Annotated in this window: 22 protein-coding genes; 9 read left to right on the top strand and 13 right to left on the bottom strand. The window is 68.1% G+C overall.

Annotated elements, in window-relative coordinates:
• Positions 1 to 83: 83 nt before the first annotated feature.
• From AC3WQR_RS04520 to AC3WQR_RS04480, 9 genes are read right to left on the bottom strand one after another with little or no spacing between them, the layout of a single operon-like run.
• Entirely contained in the window at positions 84 to 1,229 is a 1,146-nt protein-coding gene (locus tag AC3WQR_RS04520; RefSeq protein WP_487847869.1) for an ABC transporter substrate-binding protein, read from the bottom strand.
• A gap of 53 nt (positions 1,230 to 1,282) precedes the next feature.
• Positions 1,283 to 2,368 (bottom strand): 1,2-phenylacetyl-CoA epoxidase subunit PaaE, encoded by a 1,086-nt coding sequence (gene paaE, locus AC3WQR_RS04515; RefSeq protein WP_062478643.1) that lies wholly within the window; start codon positions 2,366 to 2,368, stop codon positions 1,283 to 1,285.
• A gap of 12 nt (positions 2,369 to 2,380) precedes the next feature.
• Positions 2,381 to 2,905 (bottom strand): 1,2-phenylacetyl-CoA epoxidase subunit PaaD, encoded by a 525-nt coding sequence (gene paaD / locus AC3WQR_RS04510; protein WP_492741243.1) that lies wholly within the window; start codon positions 2,903 to 2,905, stop codon positions 2,381 to 2,383.
• Positions 2,905 to 3,684, bottom strand: a complete 780-nt coding sequence (gene paaC, locus AC3WQR_RS04505; protein ID WP_095949436.1) for a 1,2-phenylacetyl-CoA epoxidase subunit PaaC — start codon at positions 3,682 to 3,684, stop codon at positions 2,905 to 2,907. The genes paaD and paaC overlap by 1 nt, the downstream gene beginning before the upstream one ends.
• A gap of 14 nt (positions 3,685 to 3,698) precedes the next feature.
• A complete protein-coding gene (gene paaB / locus AC3WQR_RS04500; protein ID WP_062478634.1) occupies positions 3,699 to 3,995 on the bottom strand; it encodes a 1,2-phenylacetyl-CoA epoxidase subunit PaaB in 297 nt (98 codons plus the stop codon).
• Positions 3,992 to 5,002 (bottom strand): 1,2-phenylacetyl-CoA epoxidase subunit PaaA, encoded by a 1,011-nt coding sequence (paaA, locus tag AC3WQR_RS04495; RefSeq protein ID WP_369631630.1) that lies wholly within the window; start codon positions 5,000 to 5,002, stop codon positions 3,992 to 3,994. The genes paaB and paaA overlap by 4 nt, the downstream gene beginning before the upstream one ends.
• A 40-nt stretch (positions 5,003 to 5,042) precedes the next feature.
• The gene (paaK, locus tag AC3WQR_RS04490; protein ID WP_307696314.1) at positions 5,043 to 6,353 is read right to left on the bottom strand and encodes a phenylacetate--CoA ligase PaaK; all 1,311 of its coding nucleotides are present in this window, start codon (positions 6,351 to 6,353) and stop codon (positions 5,043 to 5,045) included.
• Positions 6,354 to 6,367: 14 nt separating this feature from the next.
• Entirely contained in the window at positions 6,368 to 6,814 is a 447-nt protein-coding gene (gene paaI, locus AC3WQR_RS04485; protein ID WP_056578139.1) for a hydroxyphenylacetyl-CoA thioesterase PaaI, read from the bottom strand.
• Position 6,815: 1 nt separating this feature from the next.
• Positions 6,816 to 7,619 (bottom strand): enoyl-CoA hydratase-related protein, encoded by an 804-nt coding sequence (locus AC3WQR_RS04480; protein WP_492741242.1) that lies wholly within the window; start codon positions 7,617 to 7,619, stop codon positions 6,816 to 6,818.
• A gap of 150 nt (positions 7,620 to 7,769) precedes the next feature.
• Here AC3WQR_RS04480 and AC3WQR_RS04475 point away from each other — a divergent pair, with 150 nt between their 5' ends.
• Both AC3WQR_RS04475 and AC3WQR_RS04470 read left to right on the top strand, forming a co-directional pair.
• Positions 7,770 to 8,372, top strand: a complete 603-nt coding sequence (locus AC3WQR_RS04475) for a phenylacetic acid degradation protein PaaY (protein ID WP_095743881.1) — start codon at positions 7,770 to 7,772, stop codon at positions 8,370 to 8,372.
• Positions 8,373 to 8,443: 71 nt separating this feature from the next.
• Entirely contained in the window at positions 8,444 to 9,079 is a 636-nt protein-coding gene (locus tag AC3WQR_RS04470; protein WP_492741241.1) for a TetR/AcrR family transcriptional regulator, read from the top strand.
• Here the strand turns inward: AC3WQR_RS04470 and AC3WQR_RS04465 are convergent.
• The 4 genes from AC3WQR_RS04465 to AC3WQR_RS04450 are packed head-to-tail and all read right to left on the bottom strand — an operon-like array spanning position 9,063 to position 13,117.
• Entirely contained in the window at positions 9,063 to 10,100 is a 1,038-nt protein-coding gene (locus AC3WQR_RS04465; RefSeq protein ID WP_070063646.1) for a VWA domain-containing protein, read from the bottom strand. The two genes, AC3WQR_RS04470 and AC3WQR_RS04465, sit on opposite strands and share 17 nt — an antisense overlap.
• A complete protein-coding gene (locus AC3WQR_RS04460; RefSeq protein ID WP_070063645.1) occupies positions 10,097 to 11,092 on the bottom strand; it encodes a DUF58 domain-containing protein in 996 nt (331 codons plus the stop codon). The genes AC3WQR_RS04465 and AC3WQR_RS04460 overlap by 4 nt, the downstream gene beginning before the upstream one ends.
• Complete coding sequence (locus AC3WQR_RS04455) at positions 11,073 to 12,098, bottom strand: AAA family ATPase (protein ID WP_070063644.1); 1,026 nt, start codon at positions 12,096 to 12,098, stop codon at positions 11,073 to 11,075. Before AC3WQR_RS04455 ends, AC3WQR_RS04460 begins: the two co-directional genes overlap by 20 nt.
• A gap of 20 nt (positions 12,099 to 12,118) precedes the next feature.
• Positions 12,119 to 13,117 (bottom strand): S1C family serine protease, encoded by a 999-nt coding sequence (locus AC3WQR_RS04450; RefSeq protein WP_492741240.1) that lies wholly within the window; start codon positions 13,115 to 13,117, stop codon positions 12,119 to 12,121.
• 89 nt (positions 13,118 to 13,206) lie between these two features.
• Between AC3WQR_RS04450 and AC3WQR_RS04445 the strand changes: the two genes are divergently transcribed.
• From AC3WQR_RS04445 to AC3WQR_RS04415, 7 genes are all read left to right on the top strand, one after another.
• Positions 13,207 to 14,067, top strand: coding sequence for a TatD family hydrolase (locus AC3WQR_RS04445; RefSeq protein ID WP_492741239.1), 861 nt, complete (start codon positions 13,207 to 13,209; stop codon positions 14,065 to 14,067).
• Between the two features lie 130 nt (positions 14,068 to 14,197).
• Positions 14,198 to 14,683, top strand: a complete 486-nt coding sequence (locus AC3WQR_RS04440; RefSeq protein WP_062479399.1) for a hypothetical protein — start codon at positions 14,198 to 14,200, stop codon at positions 14,681 to 14,683.
• A 105-nt stretch (positions 14,684 to 14,788) separates the two neighbouring features.
• Positions 14,789 to 15,331, top strand: a complete 543-nt coding sequence (locus AC3WQR_RS04435) for a DNA-deoxyinosine glycosylase (RefSeq protein WP_492741238.1) — start codon at positions 14,789 to 14,791, stop codon at positions 15,329 to 15,331.
• Positions 15,331 to 16,113 carry a class I SAM-dependent methyltransferase gene (locus AC3WQR_RS04430; RefSeq protein ID WP_159278211.1) on the top strand — a complete coding sequence of 261 codons (783 nt, stop codon included), beginning with the start codon at positions 15,331 to 15,333 and terminating at the stop codon, positions 16,111 to 16,113. Before AC3WQR_RS04435 ends, AC3WQR_RS04430 begins: the two co-directional genes overlap by 1 nt.
• A gap of 18 nt (positions 16,114 to 16,131) precedes the next feature.
• Positions 16,132 to 17,922: a type IV pilus assembly ATPase TfpB gene (tfpB, locus tag AC3WQR_RS04425; RefSeq protein WP_492741237.1), complete on the top strand. Its 1,791-nt coding sequence runs from the start codon at positions 16,132 to 16,134 to the stop codon at positions 17,920 to 17,922.
• Positions 17,923 to 18,139: 217 nt separating this feature from the next.
• On the top strand, positions 18,140 to 18,625 hold the full coding sequence (locus AC3WQR_RS04420; RefSeq protein WP_062479410.1) for a tripartite tricarboxylate transporter TctB family protein: 486 nt from the start codon (positions 18,140 to 18,142) through the stop codon (positions 18,623 to 18,625).
• A gap of 18 nt (positions 18,626 to 18,643) precedes the next feature.
• Complete coding sequence (locus AC3WQR_RS04415; protein WP_062479412.1) at positions 18,644 to 20,155, top strand: tripartite tricarboxylate transporter permease; 1,512 nt, start codon at positions 18,644 to 18,646, stop codon at positions 20,153 to 20,155.
• Positions 20,156 to 20,166: the final 11 nt, after the last annotated feature.

Here is a 20,166-nt window from a genome sequence, read left to right as displayed (position 1 = left end):
AGGCACCGGCTGTGCCGGACCTCAGGTGTTGCCCCCGGTCGGGGGTGGGAGAGGCGACACGCAGGGCGCGAAGCCTGGATGGCTTAAGGCTGGTACTTCCAGGCGCCGTTTTCGATCTTCACCATCACGCGCGCGCGCTGGTCCAGGCCCAGGTGGTCGGCCGCGGTCATGTTGAACACGCCGTGCGCGCCCGACACGTCCTTGGTCTGCTCGAGCGCATCGCGCAGCGCGGCACGGAACTCGGGCGTGCCCGGCTGGGCCTTCTTCAGCGCGACCGGCACGGCCGAGCTCATCAGGAGGCCCGCGTCCCAGGCGTGCGCGCCGAAGGTCGAGACCGTGCCCTTGCCGTAGGCGGCTTCATAGGCGGCGACGTAGGCGAGCGCAGACTTCTTCACCGGGTTGCTGGCGGGCAGCTGGTCGGCCACGAGCACGGGGCCGGCCGGCAGGAAAGTGCCGTCCACGTCCTTGCCGCCCACGCGCAGGAAGTCGGCGTTGGCCACGCCGTGCGTCTGGTACATCTTGCCGGTGTAGCCGCGCTCCTTGAGCGTCTTCTGCGGCAGCGCGGCCGGCGTGCCGGAGCCGGCGACCAGCACCGCGTCGGGCTTGGCCGACATGAGCTTCAGCGCCTGGCCGGTGACCGAGGTGTCGGAGCGCGCATAGCGTTCGTTGGCCACGATCTTGATCTTCTTCAGGTCGGCGGCCTTGGCGAACTCCTGCGCCCAGCCTTCGCCGTACGCGTCGGAGAACCCGATGAAGCCGACGGTCTTCACGCCGTTGGCGGCCATGTGCTCGGCGATGGCCAGCGACATCATGATGTCGTTCTGAGGTGTCTTGAAGACCCACTTCTTCTTGGCGTCCATCGGCTCGATGATGCGGGCCGAGGCAGCCACCGAGATCATCGGCGTCTGTGCTTCGCTGGCCACGTCGATCATCGCGAGCGAGGCCGGCGTGGTGGTCGAGCCCAGGATCACGTCGACCTTGTTCTCGGCGATCAGCTTGCGCGTGTTGTTCACGGCGGCCGTGGTGTCGGAGGCATCGTCCAGCACGATGTAGTTGATCTTCTGCCCGCCGATGGTCTTGGGCATCAGCGCGATGGTGTTCTTCTCGGGAATGCCGAGCGACGCCGCCGGCCCGGTGGCCGAGATGGTCACGCCGACGTTGACGTCGGCCCAGGCCGAGAGGGCCGTGGCGCACAGGGCGGCGATCAGCAGGGGCTTGAAGAATTTCATGGTTGGTTTGTCTCCGGGTTGAAAGGGGAAAGGCCGAGGGAAAAGCCGTGCGTTCAACGCTCGTCGAAGGACAGCGTGACGCGTTCGGTCAGGGGGTGGGCCTGGCAGGTCAGCACGAATCCCGCGGCCACCTCATTCTTGTCGAGCGCGAAGTTTCTTTCCATGCGGACTTCCCCGTCCACGCACTTCGCGCGGCAGGTGCCGCACACGCCCGAGGTGCACGAGAACGGCACCTCGAGCCCGGCCGCCGACGCCGCATCGAGGATGCTGGGCTGGCCCTCGGTGTAGGTGATCTCGCGCTGCAGGCCGTCGCGCACGATGGTCACGCGCGCCTGCTTGGCGTCGCCCGGCTGCGCCTCGTGCACCACCGCGCCGACCTGGCTGGCCGAAGGCAGCGCGACGCCGAAGCGCTCGATGTGGATGCGGTCCTCGGGCACGCCCGCGGCGAGCAGCGCGGCCTCGGCCTCGTCGTTCATCTGGAACGGGCCGCACACGTACACGTGGTCGATCTGCGCGGCGGGCACCACCGAGGCCAGGAACTCACCGATCTTCTCGCGGTTCATCACGCCGAAGCCCAGCGGCGAATCGGTGTGCTCGTCGGAGAACACGTGCTGCAGCACGAGCCGCGTCATGTAGCGGTTCTTCAGGTCCTCGATCTCTTCCTTGAACATCGTGGACTGCAGCTGGCGGTTGCCGTAGATCAGCGTGAAGCGGCTCTTGGGCTCGCGCGCCAGCACGGTCTTCATGATCGACAGGATCGGCGTGATGCCGCTGCCGCCGGCGATGCCGACGTGGTGGCGCGCGGCCTCGGGCTCGATAGGCACGAAGAAGCGGCCTTGCGGCGCCATCACCTGCAGGCTGTCGCCGGGTTGCAGGTGGGCGTTGATCCAGTTGGAGAACACGCCGCCGCGCACCTTGCGCACGCCGACGCGCAGCTCGCCGTCGTCGAGGCCGGCGCAGATCGAATAGGAACGGCGCAGGTCCTGGCCGTCGATGTCATGGCGCAGCGTGAGGTACTGGCCCTGCGTGAAGCCGAAGACTTCGCGCAGCGCCGGCGGCACCTCGAACGAGACGATGACGGCCTCGTGCGTGTCGGGCTCGATGGCCTTCACGCGCAGGGGGTGGAAGAGGGTGCTCATCGTGGGCGTGCCTCAGATAGGCTTGAAATGTTCGAAGGGTTCGCGGCAGGCCATGCAGCGATAGAGCGCCTTGCAGGCGGTGGAGCCGAAAGCAGACAGGCGCTCGGTGCGCTCGCTGGCGCAGCGCGGGCAGGCGATGCGCTCGCCGGCCATGCGGCCGAAGAGCTTGATCGGCATGGCGGTGTTGGCCGCCATTTCGGGCGTGAGGTGCGCGGGCGGCGCGATGCCGTAGGCCTTGAGCTTGTCGCGGCCTTCGTCGCTGATCCAGTCGCTGGTCCAGGCGGGTGCGCGGCGCAGCGTGGCGCGCGCACGGCCCAGGCCTGCGTTCTCGATGGCGGCCAGCACGTCGTGCTCGATGGCTTCGGTCGCGGGGCAGCCGGAGTAGGTCGGCGTGAGCACGATCTCCAGGCCGTCCTCGTGCTCGATCACCTCGCGCACGATGCCCAGGTCGCAGACCGACACGGCCGGCACCTCGGGGTCGGGCACCGAATGGAGCACGGCCCACGCCGCGTCAATGCGCGACGCCACGGCGTTCATCACCACACGCCTCCGGGGAAGCTGCGCTGCAGGTGCTGCATCTCGGCCAGGATGTAGCCCATGTGCTCGCTGTGCACGCCGTGCTTGCCGGTGCTGCGGAACGCGGCTTCCTTCGGCATGGCGAGGCCGGCGGCGTCGAGCACCTGCTGCATCTCGGCCAGCCACGGCTCGCGCAGTTCGCTCCAGGCCGGGCCGAGGCCGCTGGCGCTGGCCTGCGCGTCGACGTCGTCGCTGTCGAACAGCTCGGGCACGTAGAGCCACAGCTGCTTGAGCGCCTTCTCGGTGCGGCGGCGCGATTCGTCGGTGCCGTCGCCCAGGCGCACGACCCAGTCGGCCGAGTGCTGCTGGTGGTAGCGCGCTTCCTTCAGCGCCTTGCCGGCGATGGCGGCCACCTCGGCGTCGCTCGACGCGGCCAGGCGTTGCCACAGCAGCTTGAGCAGCGTGGCGACCATGGTGTTGCGCAGCACGGCAAAGGCGAAGTCGCCGCGCGGCAGCTCCACCAGCGTGAGGTTGAAGTAGTCGCGCTCGTCGCGCAGGTAGGCGAGCTGGTCTTCGTCGTGCGCGCGGCCGGCGCCTTCGAGCTGGCCGGCGTGCGTGAGCACCGCGCGGGCCTGGCCGACGAGGTCGAGCGCGATGTTGGCCATCGCGATGTCTTCTTCGAGCACCGGTGCGTGGCCGCACCATTCGCCCAGGCGCTGCGCGAGCACCAGGCAGGTGTCACCGATGCGCAGCAGGTAGTGCACGGCGGGCGTGCGGTTCAGTTCGATCGAGGCTTGCATGGCGTGCCGCTCGCTCACATGTGGTCCACGGACTTGGGCAGTGCGTAGAAGGTGGGGTGGCGGTACACCTTGTCTTCGGCCGGGTCGAAGAACATGTCCTTGTCGCCCGGGTCGCTGGCCACGATCTGGTCGGAGCGCACCACCCAGATGCTGCTGCCTTCCTGGCGGCGCGTGTAGACGTCGCGCGCCATCTGGATCGCCATCTTGGGGTCGGCCGCGTGCAGGCTGCCGCAGTGCTTGTGATCGAGGCCGGCCTTGCTGCGCACGAACACTTCCCACAGGGGCCACTCTTGCTTCACTTCGGTGCTCATGCTGCTTCCTTCATCGGTTGTTTGTTGGCGTGGGCCATTGCGGCTTCGCGCACCCAGGCGCCGTCGTCCCAGGCGTCCACGCGGGCCTGCAGGCGTTCGCGGTTGCAGGGGCCGTCGCCGGCGATCACGCGCCAGAATTCGCTCCAGTCGATGACGCCGAAGTCGTGCGCCTGGCGTTCTTCGTTCCACTTGAGGTCGGGGTCGGGCAGCGTCACGCCGAGGATCGCGGCCTGTTCGACGGTGGCGTCGATGAACTTCTGGCGCAGCTCGTCGTTGCTGAAGCGCTTGATGCCCCAGCGCATCGACTGCGCCGAGTTGGGCGACTGGTCGTCGGGCGGGCCGAACATCATGATCGAGGGCCACCACCAGCGGTTGACCGCGTCCTGCACCATGGCCTTTTGCGCGTCGGTGCCGTGGGTCATCATGGTCAGCAGCGACTCGTAGCCCTGGCGCTGGTGAAAGCTCTCTTCGCGGCAGATGCGGATCATGGCGCGCGCATACGGTGCGTACGAGCAGCGGCAGATCGGCACCTGGTTCATGATGGCCGCGCCGTCGACCAGCCAGCCGATGGTGCCCATGTCGGCCCAGCTGAGCGTGGGGTAGTTGAAGATCGAGCTGTACTTGGCCTTGCCCGTGTGCAGCGCGTCGAACATCTGGTCGCGCGAGGTGCCCAGCGTTTCGGCGGCGGCGTACAGGTACAGGCCGTGGCCGCCTTCGTCCTGCACCTTGGCCAGCAGGATGGCCTTGCGCTTGAGCGTGGGCGCGCGGCTGATCCAGTTGCCCTCGGGCAGCATGCCGACGATTTCCGAATGCGCGTGCTGGCTGATCTGGCGCACCAGCGTCTTGCGGTAGTGCTCGGGCATCCAGTCTTTCGCCTCGATGAAGTCGCCGGCGTCGATGCGCGCGTCGAAGCGTTCCTCGAGACGCAGCTCGTCGGCGGAGCGCACGGCCTTCTGCTTGCCGTCGCCTGCGTCCTTGCCCATCGTGTCCATGGCCTGGGTGTACATGTGCGTGTCCTTTCGGTGCGGTGTGTGGGGGCGCGGGCGCTCAGCGCGGGCGCGTGTCGACGACGCGCCGGGCCTTGCCGGTCTGCGTGCGTTCCATTTCGTCGGGGCCGTGCACGACCACGCGGGTGGAGATGCCGATGAGCGTCTTCACGCGGTGCTGCACCCACTCGGAAATCGCGTTGCGGTCGGCCGCGGCGGCTTCGTGCGGCGTGAGTTCGCAGTGCACCTCGACCTGGTCGAGCAGGCCTTCGCGGCTCACGCGCACCTGGTACAGGCCGGTGAGGGCGCTGTGCGCGAGCACGATCTCTTCCACCTGCGTGGGAAAGACGTTCACGCCGCGGATGATCATCATGTCGTCGCTGCGCCCGACGATCTTGCCCATGCGGCGGAACGATCGCGAGGTGGGCGGCAACAGGCGCGTGAGGTCGCGCGTGCGGTAGCGCACGATCGGCATGGCCTCCTTGCTCAGCGAGGTGAAGACCAGTTCGCCTTCTTCGCCGTCGGCCTTCAGCTCACCGGTTTCGGGGTCGATGATCTCGGGGTAGAAGTGGTCTTCCCAGATCACCGGGCCGTCCTTGCTCTCGACGCATTCGCTGGCCACGCCCGGACCCATCACTTCACTCAGGCCGTAGATGTCGACGGCGTCGATGCCGGCGCGCGTCTCGATGTCGCGGCGCATGGCTTCGGTCCACGGCTCGGCGCCGAAGATGCCGACCTTGAGCGAGCTGTCTTTGGCATCGAGGCCCTGGCGCTCGAACTGCTCGATGATCACCTGCATGTAGCTGGGCGTGACCATGATGATGTCGGGCTTGAAGTCCTGGATGAGCTGCACCTGCTTCTCGGTCTGGCCGCCCGACATCGGGATGACGGTGCAGCCCGCGCGCTCGGCGCCGTAGTGCGCGCCCAGGCCGCCGGTGAAGAGGCCGTAGCCGTAGGCGACGTGGATCATGTCGCCCGGCCGTCCGCCCGCCGCGCGGATCGAGCGCGCAACGAGGTCGGCCCAGGTGTCGATGTCGTTCTTGGTGTAGCCCACCACGGTCGGCTTGCCGGTGGTGCCCGACGATGCGTGGATGCGCGCCACCTGCGTGCGCGGCACGGCGAACATGCCGAAGGGGTAGTTGTCGCGCAGGTCGGTCTTCACCGTGAACGGGAATTTCGACAGGTCGGCCAGCGACTTCAGGTCGTCGGGGTGCACGCCCTTGGCATCGAAGGCCTGGCGGTAGTGCGGCACGTTGTCGTAGGCGTTGCGCAGCGTGGCGCGCAGGCGCGTGAGCTGCAGGGCGGCGATCTCGTCGCGGCTGGCGGTTTCGATCGGCTCGAGGTCGCCGGGGGCGGGGCGTTTCACGGTCATGGTGGGGTGTCTCCTCAAGCGGCCGGGACGGCCGGCCGGCCCTTGGCGGTGTACGAGCGACCGCGGAACATCGCGATGCGCTCGCCGCGCTGGTTGGTGATTTCGGTGTCGTACACGCCGGTGCGCCCGGCCTTGGAGACTTCGAAGCAGCGCGCGGTGAGCACGTCGCCCTCGCGCGCCGGCGCGAGGAAGTCGATGGCGAAGCCCGAGGCCACGGTCAGCTCGTTGTACGAGTTGCAGGCGAAGGCGAAGGTGGAGTCGGCCAGCGTGGCCATGAAGCCGCCGTGGCAGATGGCGTGGCCGTTGAGCATGTCGGGGCGCACGCGCATCTCGAGCGTGGCCTGGCCGGGGCCGACCTCCACGATGCGCATGCCCAGGCCCTTGCTGGCGTTGTCGTTCGCGAACATGCCGTCGCGCACGAACTCGGCGGTCTGTTGCGGGGTGCGGGAAGCGTCGGTCATCTCAGCGGTCCTTGAACACCGGGGCGCGCTTGGCGCGGAAAGCCTCGACACCTTCGCGGTAGTCGTCGGCGTTGCCCATCTCGCGTTGGATGCGCGCTTCTTCGGCAAGTGCCGCGCCCAGGTCGAGGTTTTGCGCGGCGGCCATCGCTTCGCGGGTGGCCACGAGTGCGCGCGTGGGCATGCCGGCCAGGCGCGCCGCCAGCGCGGCGGCGGTGTCGGCCAGGGCCGCGTCGTCCACGCACTGCCAGATGAGGCCGATGCGCGCGGCGTCTTCGGCCGGGAGCTTGTCGCCCAGCATCGCGATGCCCAGCGCGCGCGCCGGGCCCACGAGGCGCGGCAGCAGCCAGGTGCCGCCGGTGTCGGGCACGAGGCCGATCTTGGTGAAGGCCTGGATGAAGCTGGCCGAGCGGCCGGCCACGACGAGGTCGCAGCACAGCGCGAGGTTGGCGCCCGCGCCGGCCGCCACGCCGTTGACGGCGGCAACCACGGGCACTGGCATCGAGCGCAGGCGCCCGACCAGCGGGCCGTAGTAGGTGGAGATGACGTGGCCCAGGTCCTTGGGCGCGGCGCCCGGCGTGGGGTCGGGCGCGACCGACGGGTCGGCCAGGTCCTGCCCCGCGCAGAAGGCGCGACCGGCACCGGTGAGCACCACGCAGCGCACGCTGCTGTCGGCGGCAGCGGCTTCGAGTGCGGCCAGCAACTCGGCGTGCAACCCGGTCGTGAAGCTGTTGAGCGCCGCGGGGCGGTTCAGGCTCAGCGTGCGGACGGCGCCGCTGTCGCTGATGAGTACCAAAGGCTCAGTCATGCGTGTCTCTTTCATCCTTTGTGGGGACGGCTCGGTGCGTAAACACTATTGACCGACCGTTCGGTTGATTTTAGGATCGACCTCGATTCCGGCACAAGCGGGGTGCCTTCAGGGCAAACCCTGAGGCCTGCGAAAAAACAAGGAGACCGAATGCCCAGCTATTCCATCGACGGCGTGATTCCTGTCGTCGACCCGAGCGCCTACGTGCATCCCACGGCCGTGCTGATCGGCGACGTGATCGTGGGCCCGAACTGTTATGTCGGCCCCTGCGCCAGCCTGCGCGGCGACTTCGGCCGCATCGTCTTGCAGGAGGGCTCGAACGTGCAGGACCACTGCTGCATCCACGGCTTTCCCGACAACGACACGGTGGTGGAGGTCAACGGCCACATCGGCCACGGTGCGATCCTGCACAGCTGCATCGTGCGGCGCGACGCGCTGGTGGGCATGAACGCGGTGGTGATGGACGAGGCCGAGGTGGGCGAGAAAGCCATCGTCGCGGCCTGCGCCTTCGTGCCCGCCGGCATGAAGGTGCCCGCGCGTTCGCTCGCGGCGGGCATCCCGGCCAAGGTGCGGCGCGAACTCAGCGACGAAGAGATCGCCTGGAAGCTCGAAGGCACGCAGACCTACCAGGCGCTGACGGTGCGCAGCCTGGCCAGCCTGCACGAGGTGGCGCCGCTCGCCGAGGTGGAAAAAGACCGCCCGCGCCTGCCCGCCACCGACGTGAAATCCCTGATCGCCACCCGCCGCGGCTAGCCCTGCGGCTTCATGCAAGATCGAGCCTGCTGCACGCCAGCAACCGACAGACAACCCAGGAAGAAGACCCGATGCCGCGTGGAAGATCCGCCACCTACGACGACCAGCGCGAACTGATCCTCGCGCAGGCCGCCCAGCTGTTCGCCCGCCGCGGCTACCCCGCGACCTCGATGAACCAGGTCGCCGAGGCCTGCAACCTCTCGAAGGCCACGCTCTACCACTACTACAAGGACAAGAGCAGCCTGCTCATCAGCATCGCCGAGACGCACGTCTCGAAGCTGGCGGCGCTGGTGGCCGAGGAAGAGGCCCAGCCGTCCACCGACGAAGAGCGGCTGCGCCGCTTCATCTACCGCATCGTCGAGGAGTACGCCGGCGCGCAGGACGCGCACCGCGTGCTGACCGACGACGTGCGCTTTCTCGAGGACGAGGACCGCGAGCGCGTGCTCGACCAAGAGCGCGCCGTGGTCGCCGGTTTTGCGCGCGCGGTGTCGGCGCTGCGCCCCGGCGCGCCGAGCGACGAGCTCGCCAAGCCGCTGACCATGCTGCTGTTCGGCATGATCAACTGGATGTTCACCTGGATGAAGCCCGGCGGCCGGCTCGACCACGCGGCCATCGCGCCGATCGTGGCCGACCTGTTCCTGGGCGGCGTGGGGGCGGTGAAGATGCCGCCTGCTGCACCCTCGGCGAGCGCTAAAGAATCCGGTTGAACCAGAGCAGCGACAGTCCCGCCGACAACAGCGTGAGCACCGCCGCGCCCAGCGCGAACAGCGCCGAGATCTCGGTTTCCTTCTTCTCGACCGTGAGCTTGGAGCTCAGCGTCTCGTAGACCTTCTTCAGGTCGCTCGCGGTGCCGGCGTAGAAGTACTCGGCGCTGGTCTTGTTGGCGATGGCCTTGAGCGTTTCTTCGTCGAGCCGCACGCGCATCGACCAGCCTTCGAAGCCGATGGTCTCGCCGTCGACCGTGCCCACGCCCACCGTGTAGATGCGCACGCCGCGGTCGGCCGCGGCCTTGGCGGCGTCCAGCGGGTCGACGCCCGTGGTGCGCTGGCCGTCGGTCAGCATGATGATCGCGGCCGAGGTGAACGAGCCGGGCGCCACGGGCGTGAACTCCTTGAGCTGCTTCTCGTTCTGGTCGATCGGGATGCCGCGCTGGCGGCTGGGGGCGCTGAACTGCGAGATGTCGATGCCCGCGTCGGGAAACAGCGTGGCCAGCGACACCACGATGGCGTTGCCCGTGGCCGTGGCGCGCTGCAGCTGGAAGCTGTCGATGGCCGTCACGAGGTCGTCGTGGTTGGTGGTGGGCAGCTGCGCCACCTGCGCGCTGCCCGCGAAGGCGACGATGCCCACCTTCACGTGGCGCGGCAGGTCCTTGATGAAGCTCTTGGCCGCCTCCTGCGCGGCCACCAGCCGGTTGGGCTGCACGTCGGCCGCGCGCATGCTGCCCGACACGTCCATCGCCAGGATGATGGTCTGCTGGTTCGACGGCAGCACCACCACCGCCATCGGCCGCGCCGCCGCCACCAGCATCGCGGCCATGGCCACCAGGAACAGCAGCGGCGGGATGTGGCGCCGCAGGCTCTGGCCCGGGCCCATGGCCTCGCGCACGATCGACAGGCTGGCGTAGCGCACCGCCATCTTCTTCTTGCGGCGGATCAGCCAGACATACAGGAGCACCAGCAGCGGCAAGGCCGCCAGCAGCCAGAGGAATTGAGGCCAGAGGAATGTCATGCCGCCACCACCGCCTTCCCGCCACCCGCTGCGACGCCGCGGACCCGGCGCTTGCGCAGGTCCGCGAATCGCACGATGGCTTCGACCAGATCGTCGTTGGTCGAGAGTTCGAGGGCGTCGACGCCGGCCCGGGCCAGCGACTCGCGCAGGGTGGTCTCGCGTTCGGCGGCCAGCCGCGCGAAGCGTTTGCGGAACCCCGCGTCATGGGTGTCGACCCACAGCTGCTCGCCGGTCTCGGCATCGCGCAGCGGCACCAGGCCGAGGTCGGGCAGCTCGAGTTCGAGCGGATCGAACAGGCGCACGGCAATCACTTCGTGCCGCTGCACCAGCTGGCCCAGCGGGCGCTCCCAGCCGGGCTCGCTGAGAAAGTCGGACACCACGAACACGGTGGAGCGGCGCGGCATGAGCGAGGCGGCGGAGGTCAGCAGGTCGGCCAGGCGCGTCATGCCCTTCTGCGCGGGCGCGGCCTCGGCCTGGTTCGCGCGCTTTTCCATCGCGTGCAGCAGGTGCAGCACATGGCGGCGGCCGGTGCGCGGCGGGATCACGGCCTCGAGGTCGCGGCCGTAGACCAGCGCGCCGACCCGGTTGCCGTGCCGCGTGAGCAGCCGCGCGAGCACGCCGACGAAGCCGGCCGAGATCTCGCGCTTGGCCTTCAGGCCCGAGCCGAAATCGACCGAGCGGCTCAGGTCGAGCACGAACCACGCGGCCATCTCGCGGTCTTCGGTGAACACGCGCACGTGCGGCGTCTGCAGCCGCGCGGTGACGTTCCAGTCGATGTGGCGCACGTCGTCGTGGTGCTGGTACTCGCGCAGGTCGGCCAAGTCCAGGCCGGTGCCGCGCATCAGCGTGCGGTAGTCGCCCTGCAGCAGCCCGTCGAGGCGGCGGATCACGGTCCATTCGAGCCGGCGCAGCGCGCGTTCGGCCCCGCCGGCTTCGATCGCGAGCCGGTCGTCGTTCGCGGCCTCGGGGGCCTTACGCCACCAGCTTTTCATGTTCGAGGGGCTTGGGAGGAGCGGGGACGGCCTTCATGATCTTCTCGATCAGCCCGTCGGGCGTGAGCCCTTCGGACAGGCCTTCGTAGGACAGCGTCACGCGGTGGCGCAGCACGTCGGGCACCAGCGCGCTCATGTCTTCGGGCAGCGCGTAGCTGCGGCCGCGCAGCAGCGCCAGGGCGCGCGCGCCTTCGGTGAGGCTGATGCTGGCGCGCGGGCTGGCGCCGAAGGTGATGAAGCGGCGCAGGTCCTTCAGGCCGTGCTTCTCGGGCGTGCGCGTGGCCGACACCAGCTTCACGGCGTACTGGATCAGCGAAGGGTCGACGTACACGCGCCGCGCCTCGGCCTGCAGCTCGGCCAGCTGTTCGGTGGTGGCGACCGGCGTGGCCGAGACGGGCGGGCCGATCACGCGCTGCACGATCACGAACTCTTCCTCGTCGCTCGGGTAGTCGACCATCACCTTCATCATGAAGCGGTCGACCTGCGCTTCGGGCAGCGGGTAGGTGCCCTCGGTCTCGATCGGGTTCTGCGTGGCCATCACGAGAAAGGGGCGCGGCACCTTGTGTGTCTCGCCGGCGATGGTGACCTGGCGCTCCTGCATCACCTCGAGCAGCGCGCTTTGCACCTTGGCCGGCGCGCGGTTGATTTCGTCGGCCAGGAGCAGGTTGGCGAACACCGGGCCCAGCGAGGTGCTGAACTCGCCCGTCTTCTGGTTGTAGATGCGCGTGCCCACGAGGTCGGCCGGCACCAGGTCGGGCGTGAACTGGATGCGCTTGAACTGGCCGCGCACGGTGTCGGCCAGCGTCTTGATGGTGAGCGTCTTGGCCAGCCCCGGCACGCCTTCGACCAGCAGGTGGCCGCCCGCGAGCATCGCGACCATCACGCGCTCGAGAAAGCGGTCCTGCCCCACGACCACGCGCTTCACCTCGTAGAGGATCTGCTCCATCAGCTCGGCGGTGGCGGGGGCTGTTGCAAAGGTCGACGAGGTCGGGTTTTCTGTGCTCATGCGAAAGGCTTTCGAAGAAATCAGAAGGGCGGCGAGCCGGCCGCCGAAGCGGCGTTCTCGATCGGCACCGCGAAGCCGATGCCGATGAAGGTGCGCTGCTGCGTCGGGTTGAGGATGGCGGTGACGATGCCCAGCACCTCGCCGTCCATGTTGATGAGCGGGCCGCCCGAATTGCCGGGGTTGGCGGCGGCGTCGAACTGGATCAGGTTACCCAGCTCCTGCTTGCCCTCGGGCGAACGGAAGGAGCGCTTCAGGCCCGACACCACGCCGGCCGACACCGACGGCCCGATGCCGAACGGAAAGCCAACGGCCGCCACCTGGTCGCCGGAGCGCAGGTCGGCGGTGGAGCGCATCACGGCGGGGATCAGGTCGTCGGGAATCTTCTGGGCCTGCAGCACGGCCAGGTCGTTCTCGGGCTGCACGCCGGTGATGACGGCGATGGCCTCCAGGCCGTCGGCGAAGGTGACCTTGATCTTCTCGGCGCCGGCGACCACGTGCAGGTTGGTGAGGATCACGCCCTTGTCGACGATCACCACGCCCGTGCCCACGCCGCGCTCGACCTCGCCCGGCGTGCCGCCGTCGGCGGGCGCCTCGGGCGGCTTGCCCTTGGCCATGTTGCGGCCGCGCTTCTGGGTCTTGGCTTCGGGCGTGGCCTTCTCGGGGCCGTAGCCGACCACGCGCACCACCGAGGGCCGCACGATGTCGGCGGCCTTGGCCGCGGGCGAGGGCAGGGTGGCGGTCTGCAGCGTGCGCAGCACGGCGGCGTCGATGTCTTTCTGCGTGAGCGCCTTGGCGCCCTGGCGCGGTGCCCAGAAGGCGCCGCCGGCGGCGATGGCGATGCAGCCGACGGTGAGCAGCGCGAAGGCGCGGCGCCCCGGCTGCCAGCGTGCGCGAGGGGGTGGGGCTTGCGCGGCGTCGGCCTCGGCCACAGCCGCGGCATCCGCCGGCGACCCGGCCGCCGGTGCTGCGGCCGGCGGCAGCGTGCGGGGCGAGCGGCTGTAGAAAGCGGGCCTGCGCATCGGAGCACCTCCGGCAAAAAAGGACGCGTGAAGGAGTTCACAGTAGCACGCTTTCCGCGCCTGTGCATCCCTTCGGGCATCATCGCGCGATGGCTGCGTTTGTCGATACCCACTGTCACCTCGATGCGCCCGAATTCGGTGCCGAGATGCCCGTCATCCGCGCCCGCGCGGCGGCGCAGGGCGTGGTGCTGTGCGTCATTCCGGCGGTGGCGGCCTTCAACTTCGCCACCGTGCGCGAGCTGGCGCACGCGCAGGGCGACGCCTACGCGCTGGGCATCCACCCGCTGTGCACGGGGCAGGCGAGCGATGCGGACCTGCAGACGCTCGACGACGAGCTGCACGCGCGGCGCGACGATCCGCGCCTGGTGGCGGTCGGCGAGATCGGGCTCGACTACTTCGTCGAAGGCCTGGACGCCGATAGACAGGAACGCTTCTTTCACACTCAGTTGCAACTGGCGCGCAAGCACGGGCTGCCCGTGCTCATCCATGTGCGGCGCTCGGTCGACAAGGTGCTCAAGCATCTGCGCCAGACCGCGGGCGGGCGGCCGTGGCAGGGCATCGCCCACGCGTTCAACGGCAGCGAGCAGCAGGCGCAGGCCTGCATCGAGATCGGCCTGAAGCTGGGCTTCGGCGGCGCCGTGACCTTCGAGCGCGCGCTGCAGCTGCGCCGGCTCGCGGCCACCCTGCCGATGGACGCGCTGGTGATGGAAACCGACGCGCCCGACATCCAGCCGCACTGGCTGTACCGCACGCAGGCGCAGCGCGAGGCGGGCGAAGCACAGGGCCGCAACGAGCCCGGCGAGCTGCCGCGCATCGCCGAAGTGGTCGCGCAGCTGCGGGGCATCGACATCGCGTCGCTGGCCGAAAACACCACGCGCAATGCGGTGGCAGCCCTGCCGAAGCTCCAAAGTCTGCTGAACGTGTCGGAGGGGCGTCCGCCCGCCGCGTAGGCCAAGTTCCCGAGTTGCGCCAGCGCAGGCCATCGGGCCCTTTTTGCTGTCATCCTTGAAGTTCGAAGTGACGTTGGTTGTCCAGTGGCACTGTCGTCACTCCGCACTTCACTCAAAAAAGGAGTCTTTCATGACCACATCTTTTGTTCGTACCCTGCCCGTCGCGCTCGCACTGGCGCTGGCCTCCATCGGTGTGTCGGCCATCGCGCAGACCACCGCGGCCGAGCCCACGACCACCGAGAAGGTGAAGGAAGCCGGCAAGGACGCCGTCGATGCGACCGCACGCGGCACCGAGAAGGCCTGGGACGCCACCAAGAGCACGACCAAGAAGGCCGTGAACGCGACCGAGAGCGGCGCCGAGAAGGCCTGGGATGCCACCAAGAGCGGCACCAAGAAGGCAGCCAACGCCACCGAGCGCGGCACCAAGAAGGCTTGGAACGCGACCAAGAACACCACCAAGAAGGCCACCACCGCCACCAAGAAGGCGGCCGTGAAGACCGGCGACGCCGTGGAAACGGCCGGCCACAAGACGGCCGACGGCATGCGCAGCGCCGGCAAGGCGATCGGCGAGAAGGTGCCGGGCACGGCCGAGAACGAAGCGGCCAAGAAGCCGTAACTTCCATGCACCGGGCTTCGTCCCGTGCTTGACGAAAGAACCCGCTTCGGCGGGTTTTTTCATGGGCGTTCAGGCACACCGCGCGGCAATGCCAAGATACCGCCCATGAAACCGACCGCCATCCCGTCTCCGACCGTTGCCGCCACCGCCGGCATGGTGCTGACCGGCCTCGCGCCCATCGTCTCGCCCCACACACGTGTGCTCATCCTCGGCAGCTTCCCGGGCGTCAAGTCGCTCGAGCGGCAGCAGTACTATGCGCATCCCCAAAATCAGTTCTGGAAGATCTTGCAAGCCCTCTGGCCCGACCCCCTGCTTCCGACGGGCGCAGACAGCTACCGCGCGCGCTGCGACTGGCTGCTCGATCGCGGCCTCGGCGTGTGGGACGTGTACGGCGCCTGCGAGCGCGAGGGCAGCCTCGACACGGCGATCCGCTCGCCGGTCGTGAACGACATCGCCGGCCTGCGACTGCCGAAGCTCGCCGCCATCGCCCACAACGGCGGCGAGAGCTTCAAGCACGCACGCCACACGCGCACCCTCGGGGTGCCGGTGTATTCGCTGCCCTCCACCAGCCCCGCCAACGCGTCGTGGTCCTTCGAGCGCAAGCTCGCGGCCTGGCGCGAGGTCTTCGTTGCCCACCACCTTCTCTGATGGCTTCTTCCGCTTCTTCCAAGAAAACCCTCGTCCTGCCCGAAGTCAATTTTTCCGACTGGGGCGACATCCGCTACCTGCACCTGGGCACCGAATGGGTCCAGGGCTCGATGAAGCTCGACGCACCCTTCGAGATCGAGCTCGAGTACGTGCAGCGCATGATGGCCTGGCTGCTGTTCGTCGACAGCAAGGGCGTGGGCAACCGCCACGCGATGCAGCTGGGCCTGGGCGCGGCCACGCTCACCAAGTTCAGCCGCAAGACGCTGCGCATGCGCACCACCGCGGTCGAGCTGAACCCGCAGGTGGTGTCGGCCTGCCGCGGCTGGTTCAAGCTGCCGGCCGACGACCTGAAGCTGCGCGTGGTGATCGCCGATGCGGCCGAGGAAATCCGCAAGCCCGAATGGCAGGGCACGGTCGATGCGCTGCAGGTCGACCTGTACGACCACGAGGCCGCCGCGCCGGTGCTCGACAGCGAGGCCTTCTATGCCGACTGCCGCGCGCTGCTCACCGAAGACGGCTGCATGACGGTCAACCTCTTCGGCCGCTCGTCGAGCTACGAGCGCAGCCTCGAGAAAATCGCCGCCGCCTTCGGCGCCGACGCGGTCTGGGCCTTCAAGCCGACGCGCGAAGGCAACACGGTGGTGCTGGCCCAGCGCACGGCGTCGCGCCCGAAGCGCGAGGTGCTTGCCGAGCGCGCCCAAACCATCCAGACTCGCTGGGGCCTGCCCGCGCCGAAATGGCTGCGGGTGTTCAAGCCGATGACGCTTTCCCTCACCACCTGATCACCTGACCTCCGGTTCATGAGCGCTGTACCCGCCGCCGCTTCCGCCTCTGCTGCCCGCCACGAAGGTCCGCTCGACCTGCGTCGCCTGATCGAATGGCTCGCCACCGACGGCGTGATCTCGCCGATGGAGGCCAAGCGCACCATCGCGCGCTGCGCCCAGGCCGAGAGCCGACAGGCGCCGCTGGTGCGCCTGGCCAACGTGGCCATGACGCGCGAGGCCGACGGCAAGCCGCTCGACCTCGAAGCGCTCACGCAGTGGCTGGCCGGCCGCGCCGGCCTGGCTTATCTGCGCATCGATCCGCTCAAGGTCGACGTGGGCAAGGTGGCCGACACCATGAGCGCCGGCTACGCCGAGCGCCACAAGGTGCTGCCCGTGCAGGTGCTGCCGAACGAGGTGGTGGTGGCCACGGCCGAACCGTTCCTCACCGACTGGATCGCCGAGGTCGAGCGCCAGTCCAAGCGCACCGTGCGCCGCGTGGTGGCCAACCCGGCCGACATTCAGCGCTACACGGCGGAATTCTTCGCGTTGGCCAAGTCGGTGCGCGCCGCGCAGAAGGCCGGCGGCAACACCGGCGGCGCGAGCTTCGAGCAGCTGGTCGAACTGGGCAAGAGCACGAAGCAGCTCGACGCCAATGACCAGAGCGTGGTGCAGGTGGTCGACTGGCTGTGGCAGTACGCCTTCGACCAGCGCGCCAGCGACATCCACCTGGAGCCGCGCCGCGAGCAGGGCGTGATCCGCTTTCGCATCGACGGCATCCTGCACCCGGCCTACCAGATGCCCATGGGCGTGATGAACGCGATGGTCGCGCGCATCAAGCTGCTGGGCCGCATGGACGTGGTCGAAAAGCGCCGCCCGCTCGACGGCCGCATCAAGACCCGCAACATGCGCGGCGACGAAATCGAAATGCGTTTGTCGACCTTGCCGACGGCCTTCGGCGAGAAGATGGTGATGCGCATCTTCGACCCCGACACCGCGGTGAAAGACCTCGACGCGCTGGGCTTCGCGCAGCACGACGCGCAGCGCTGGGAGCAGCTCGTCACGCGGCCCAACGGCATCATCCTGGTGACCGGGCCCACGGGCTCGGGCAAGACCACCACGCTGTACTCCACGCTCAAGCGCGTGGCGACCGAAGAGGTCAACGTGAGCACGGTGGAAGACCCGATCGAAATGATCGAGCCTTCGTTCAACCAGACCCAGGTGCAGCCGCAACTCGACTTCGGCTTCACCGAGGGGCTGCGCGCGCTGATGCGGCAGGACCCGGACATCATCATGGTCGGCGAAATCCGCGACCTCGCCACCGCCGAGATGGCGGTGCAGGCCGCGCTCACCGGCCACCTCGTGTTCAGCACGCTGCACACCAACGACGCGCCCAGCGCCATCACGCGGATGATGGAACTGGGCGTGCCCTCGTACCTCATCACAGCCGTGATGCTGGGCGTGCTCGCGCAGCGCCTCGTGCGCACGCTGTGCCCGCATTGCAAGCAGCCCGACGATGCGGTCACGCGCGAGAGCCTCGAGGCCATCGTCAAGCCGTGGCAGATCACCGGTCCGGTGCGTGCCTACAAGCCCGTGGGCTGCGTCGATTGCCGCATGACCGGCTACATGGGCCGCATGGGCCTGTACGAACTGCTGAGCGTGACCGAGCCGTTCAAGGACCAGGTCACCAAGGAGCCCAACCTCACGGGCCTGCGACGCCAGGCCGTGATCGACGGCATGCGGCCGCTGCGCCTGGCCGGTGCGCTGCGCGTGGCCGAGGGCGTGACGACCATCGAAGAAGTGCTCAGCGCAACGCCTCCTCTGGAATAGGTCCTCCCCCAGGCTTCGCGCACTTCGTGTCGCTACGCCAACCCCCTCGCCGGGGGCAACACCAGCGGCCCGGCAAAGCCGGTTCCGCGGTGTTTCTTGAAGGGATCCCATGAGTCATTTCGGGTTATCCCTAGTCCTTCGGTTAGTGGAATCCACATCGGCCTGACCGGAGGCTGACTCGACAATCCCGCATCGAAATTGTTCGAGGAGACTGTTCGTGAAAATCAAAAGTCAGAAAGACTTTTTCTCGGGACTGATGTTCACCGTCGTGGGCGTGGCGTTCGCATGGGGCGCCACCACCTACAGCGTGGGCAGCGGCGCCCGCATGGGTCCGGGTTACTTCCCGCTCATGCTGGGCATCCTGATGGCGCTGATCGGCCTGGGCATCATGTTCAGCGGGCTCACCGTTGAAACGACCGATGGCGAAAAAATCGGCAAGTGGGCCTGGAAGCAAGTGGTGTTCATCCTGGGCGCCAACCTCGCCTTCGGCGTGCTGCTCGGCGGCCTGCCGAGCATCGGCGTGCCGGCCATGGGCATGATCATCGCGATCTACGCGCTCGTGATCATCGCCAGCCTCGCGGGCCACGAGTTCAAGCTGCCCACCGTGCTGATCCTGGCCACCGTTCTGGCCATCGGCAGCTACGTTGCATTCATCTGGGCGCTGAAGCTGCAGATCCAGGTCTGGCCGACCTTCATCGGTTGAGAGAAGAAAGCTGCTCACATGGAACTGTTTGAACACCTCTCAATGGGTTTTGGCGTTGCCTTTACCTTCACGAACCTGCTGTACTGCCTGGTCGGCTGCATTCTGGGCACGCTGATCGGCGTGCTCCCGGGCATCGGCCCGGTCGCGACGATTGCGATGCTGCTGCCCGCCACGTATGCGCTGCCGCCTGTGTCGGCGCTGATCATGCTGGCCGGTATTTATTACGGCGCACAGTACGGTGGCTCGACCACCGCGATTCTGGTGAACCTGCCGGGCGAATCGTCGTCGGTGGTGACCGTGATCGACGGCTACCAGATGGCGCGCAAGGGCCGTGCAGGTCCGGCGCTCGCTGCGGCCGGTCTGGGCTCGTTCTTCGCAGGTTGCGTCGGCACGCTCATTCTTGCCGCCTTCGCGCCGCCGCTGACCGAGCTGGCCTTCAAGTTCGGCCCCGCCGAATACTTCTCGCTGATGATCCTGGGCCTGATCGGCGCCGTGGTGCTGGCCTCGGGTTCGCTGCTCAAGGCGATCGCGATGATCGTGCTGGGCCTGCTGATGGGCCTGGTCGGTACCGACGTGAACTCGGGTGTCGCACGCTACAGCTTCGACATTCCCGAACTCACCGACGGCATCGGCTTCGTGGCCATCGCCATGGGCGTGTTCGGATACGGCGAAATCATTGCCAACCTCTCGCGCCCGGACGACGAGCGCGAAGTGTTCACCGCCAAGGTCTCGGGCCTGTTCCCGACCAAGGAAGACTTCAAGCGCATGGTGCCTGCCGTGCTGCGCGGCACGGCGCTGGGTTCGGCCCTGGGCATCCTGCCCGGCGGCGGTGCACTGCTGGCGGCTTTCGCGGCCTACACGATCGAGAAGAAGACCAAGCTGAAGCCGGGCGAAGTGCCCTTCGGCAAGGGCAACATCCGCGGCGTGGCGGCTCCCGAGTCGGCCAACAACGCCGGTGCGCAGACCTCCTTCATTCCGCTGCTCACGCTGGGCATTCCGCCCAACGCCGTGATGGCGCTGATGGTGGGTGCGATGACCATCCACAACATCCAGCCCGGCCCGCAGGTGATGACCAGCAACCCCGAGCTGTTCTGGGGCCTGATCGCCTCGATGTGGCTGGGCAACGCGATGCTGATCGTGCTGAACCTGCCGCTGATCGGCATGTGGATCAAGCTGCTGTCGGTGCCCTACAAGTTCCTGTTCCCGGCGATCGTTCTGTTCTGCGCGATCGGCGTGTACTCGACCAACAACAACACCTTCGACATCTGGATGGTGGGCATCTTCGGTCTGGTGGGCTACACCTTCTTCAAGCTGGGTTGCGAGCCTGCGCCGCTGCTGCTGGGCTTCATCCTGGGCCCGATGATGGAAGAGAACCTGCGCCGTTCGCTGCTGCTGTCGCGCGGCGACTGGAGCGTGTTCGTCACGCGTCCGATCTCGGCCAGCCTGCTGGCGGCCGCGGCCCTGCTGCTCATCATCGTGCTGCTGCCGGCCGTGAAGTCCAAGCGCGAAGAGGCCTTCGTCGAAGACTGATCGACGGGCTT

The sequence above is a fragment of the Variovorax sp. FW305-3-2-15-B-LB1 genome (assembly GCF_058787635.1).
This window is presented reverse-complemented; position numbering and strand designations above follow the sequence as displayed.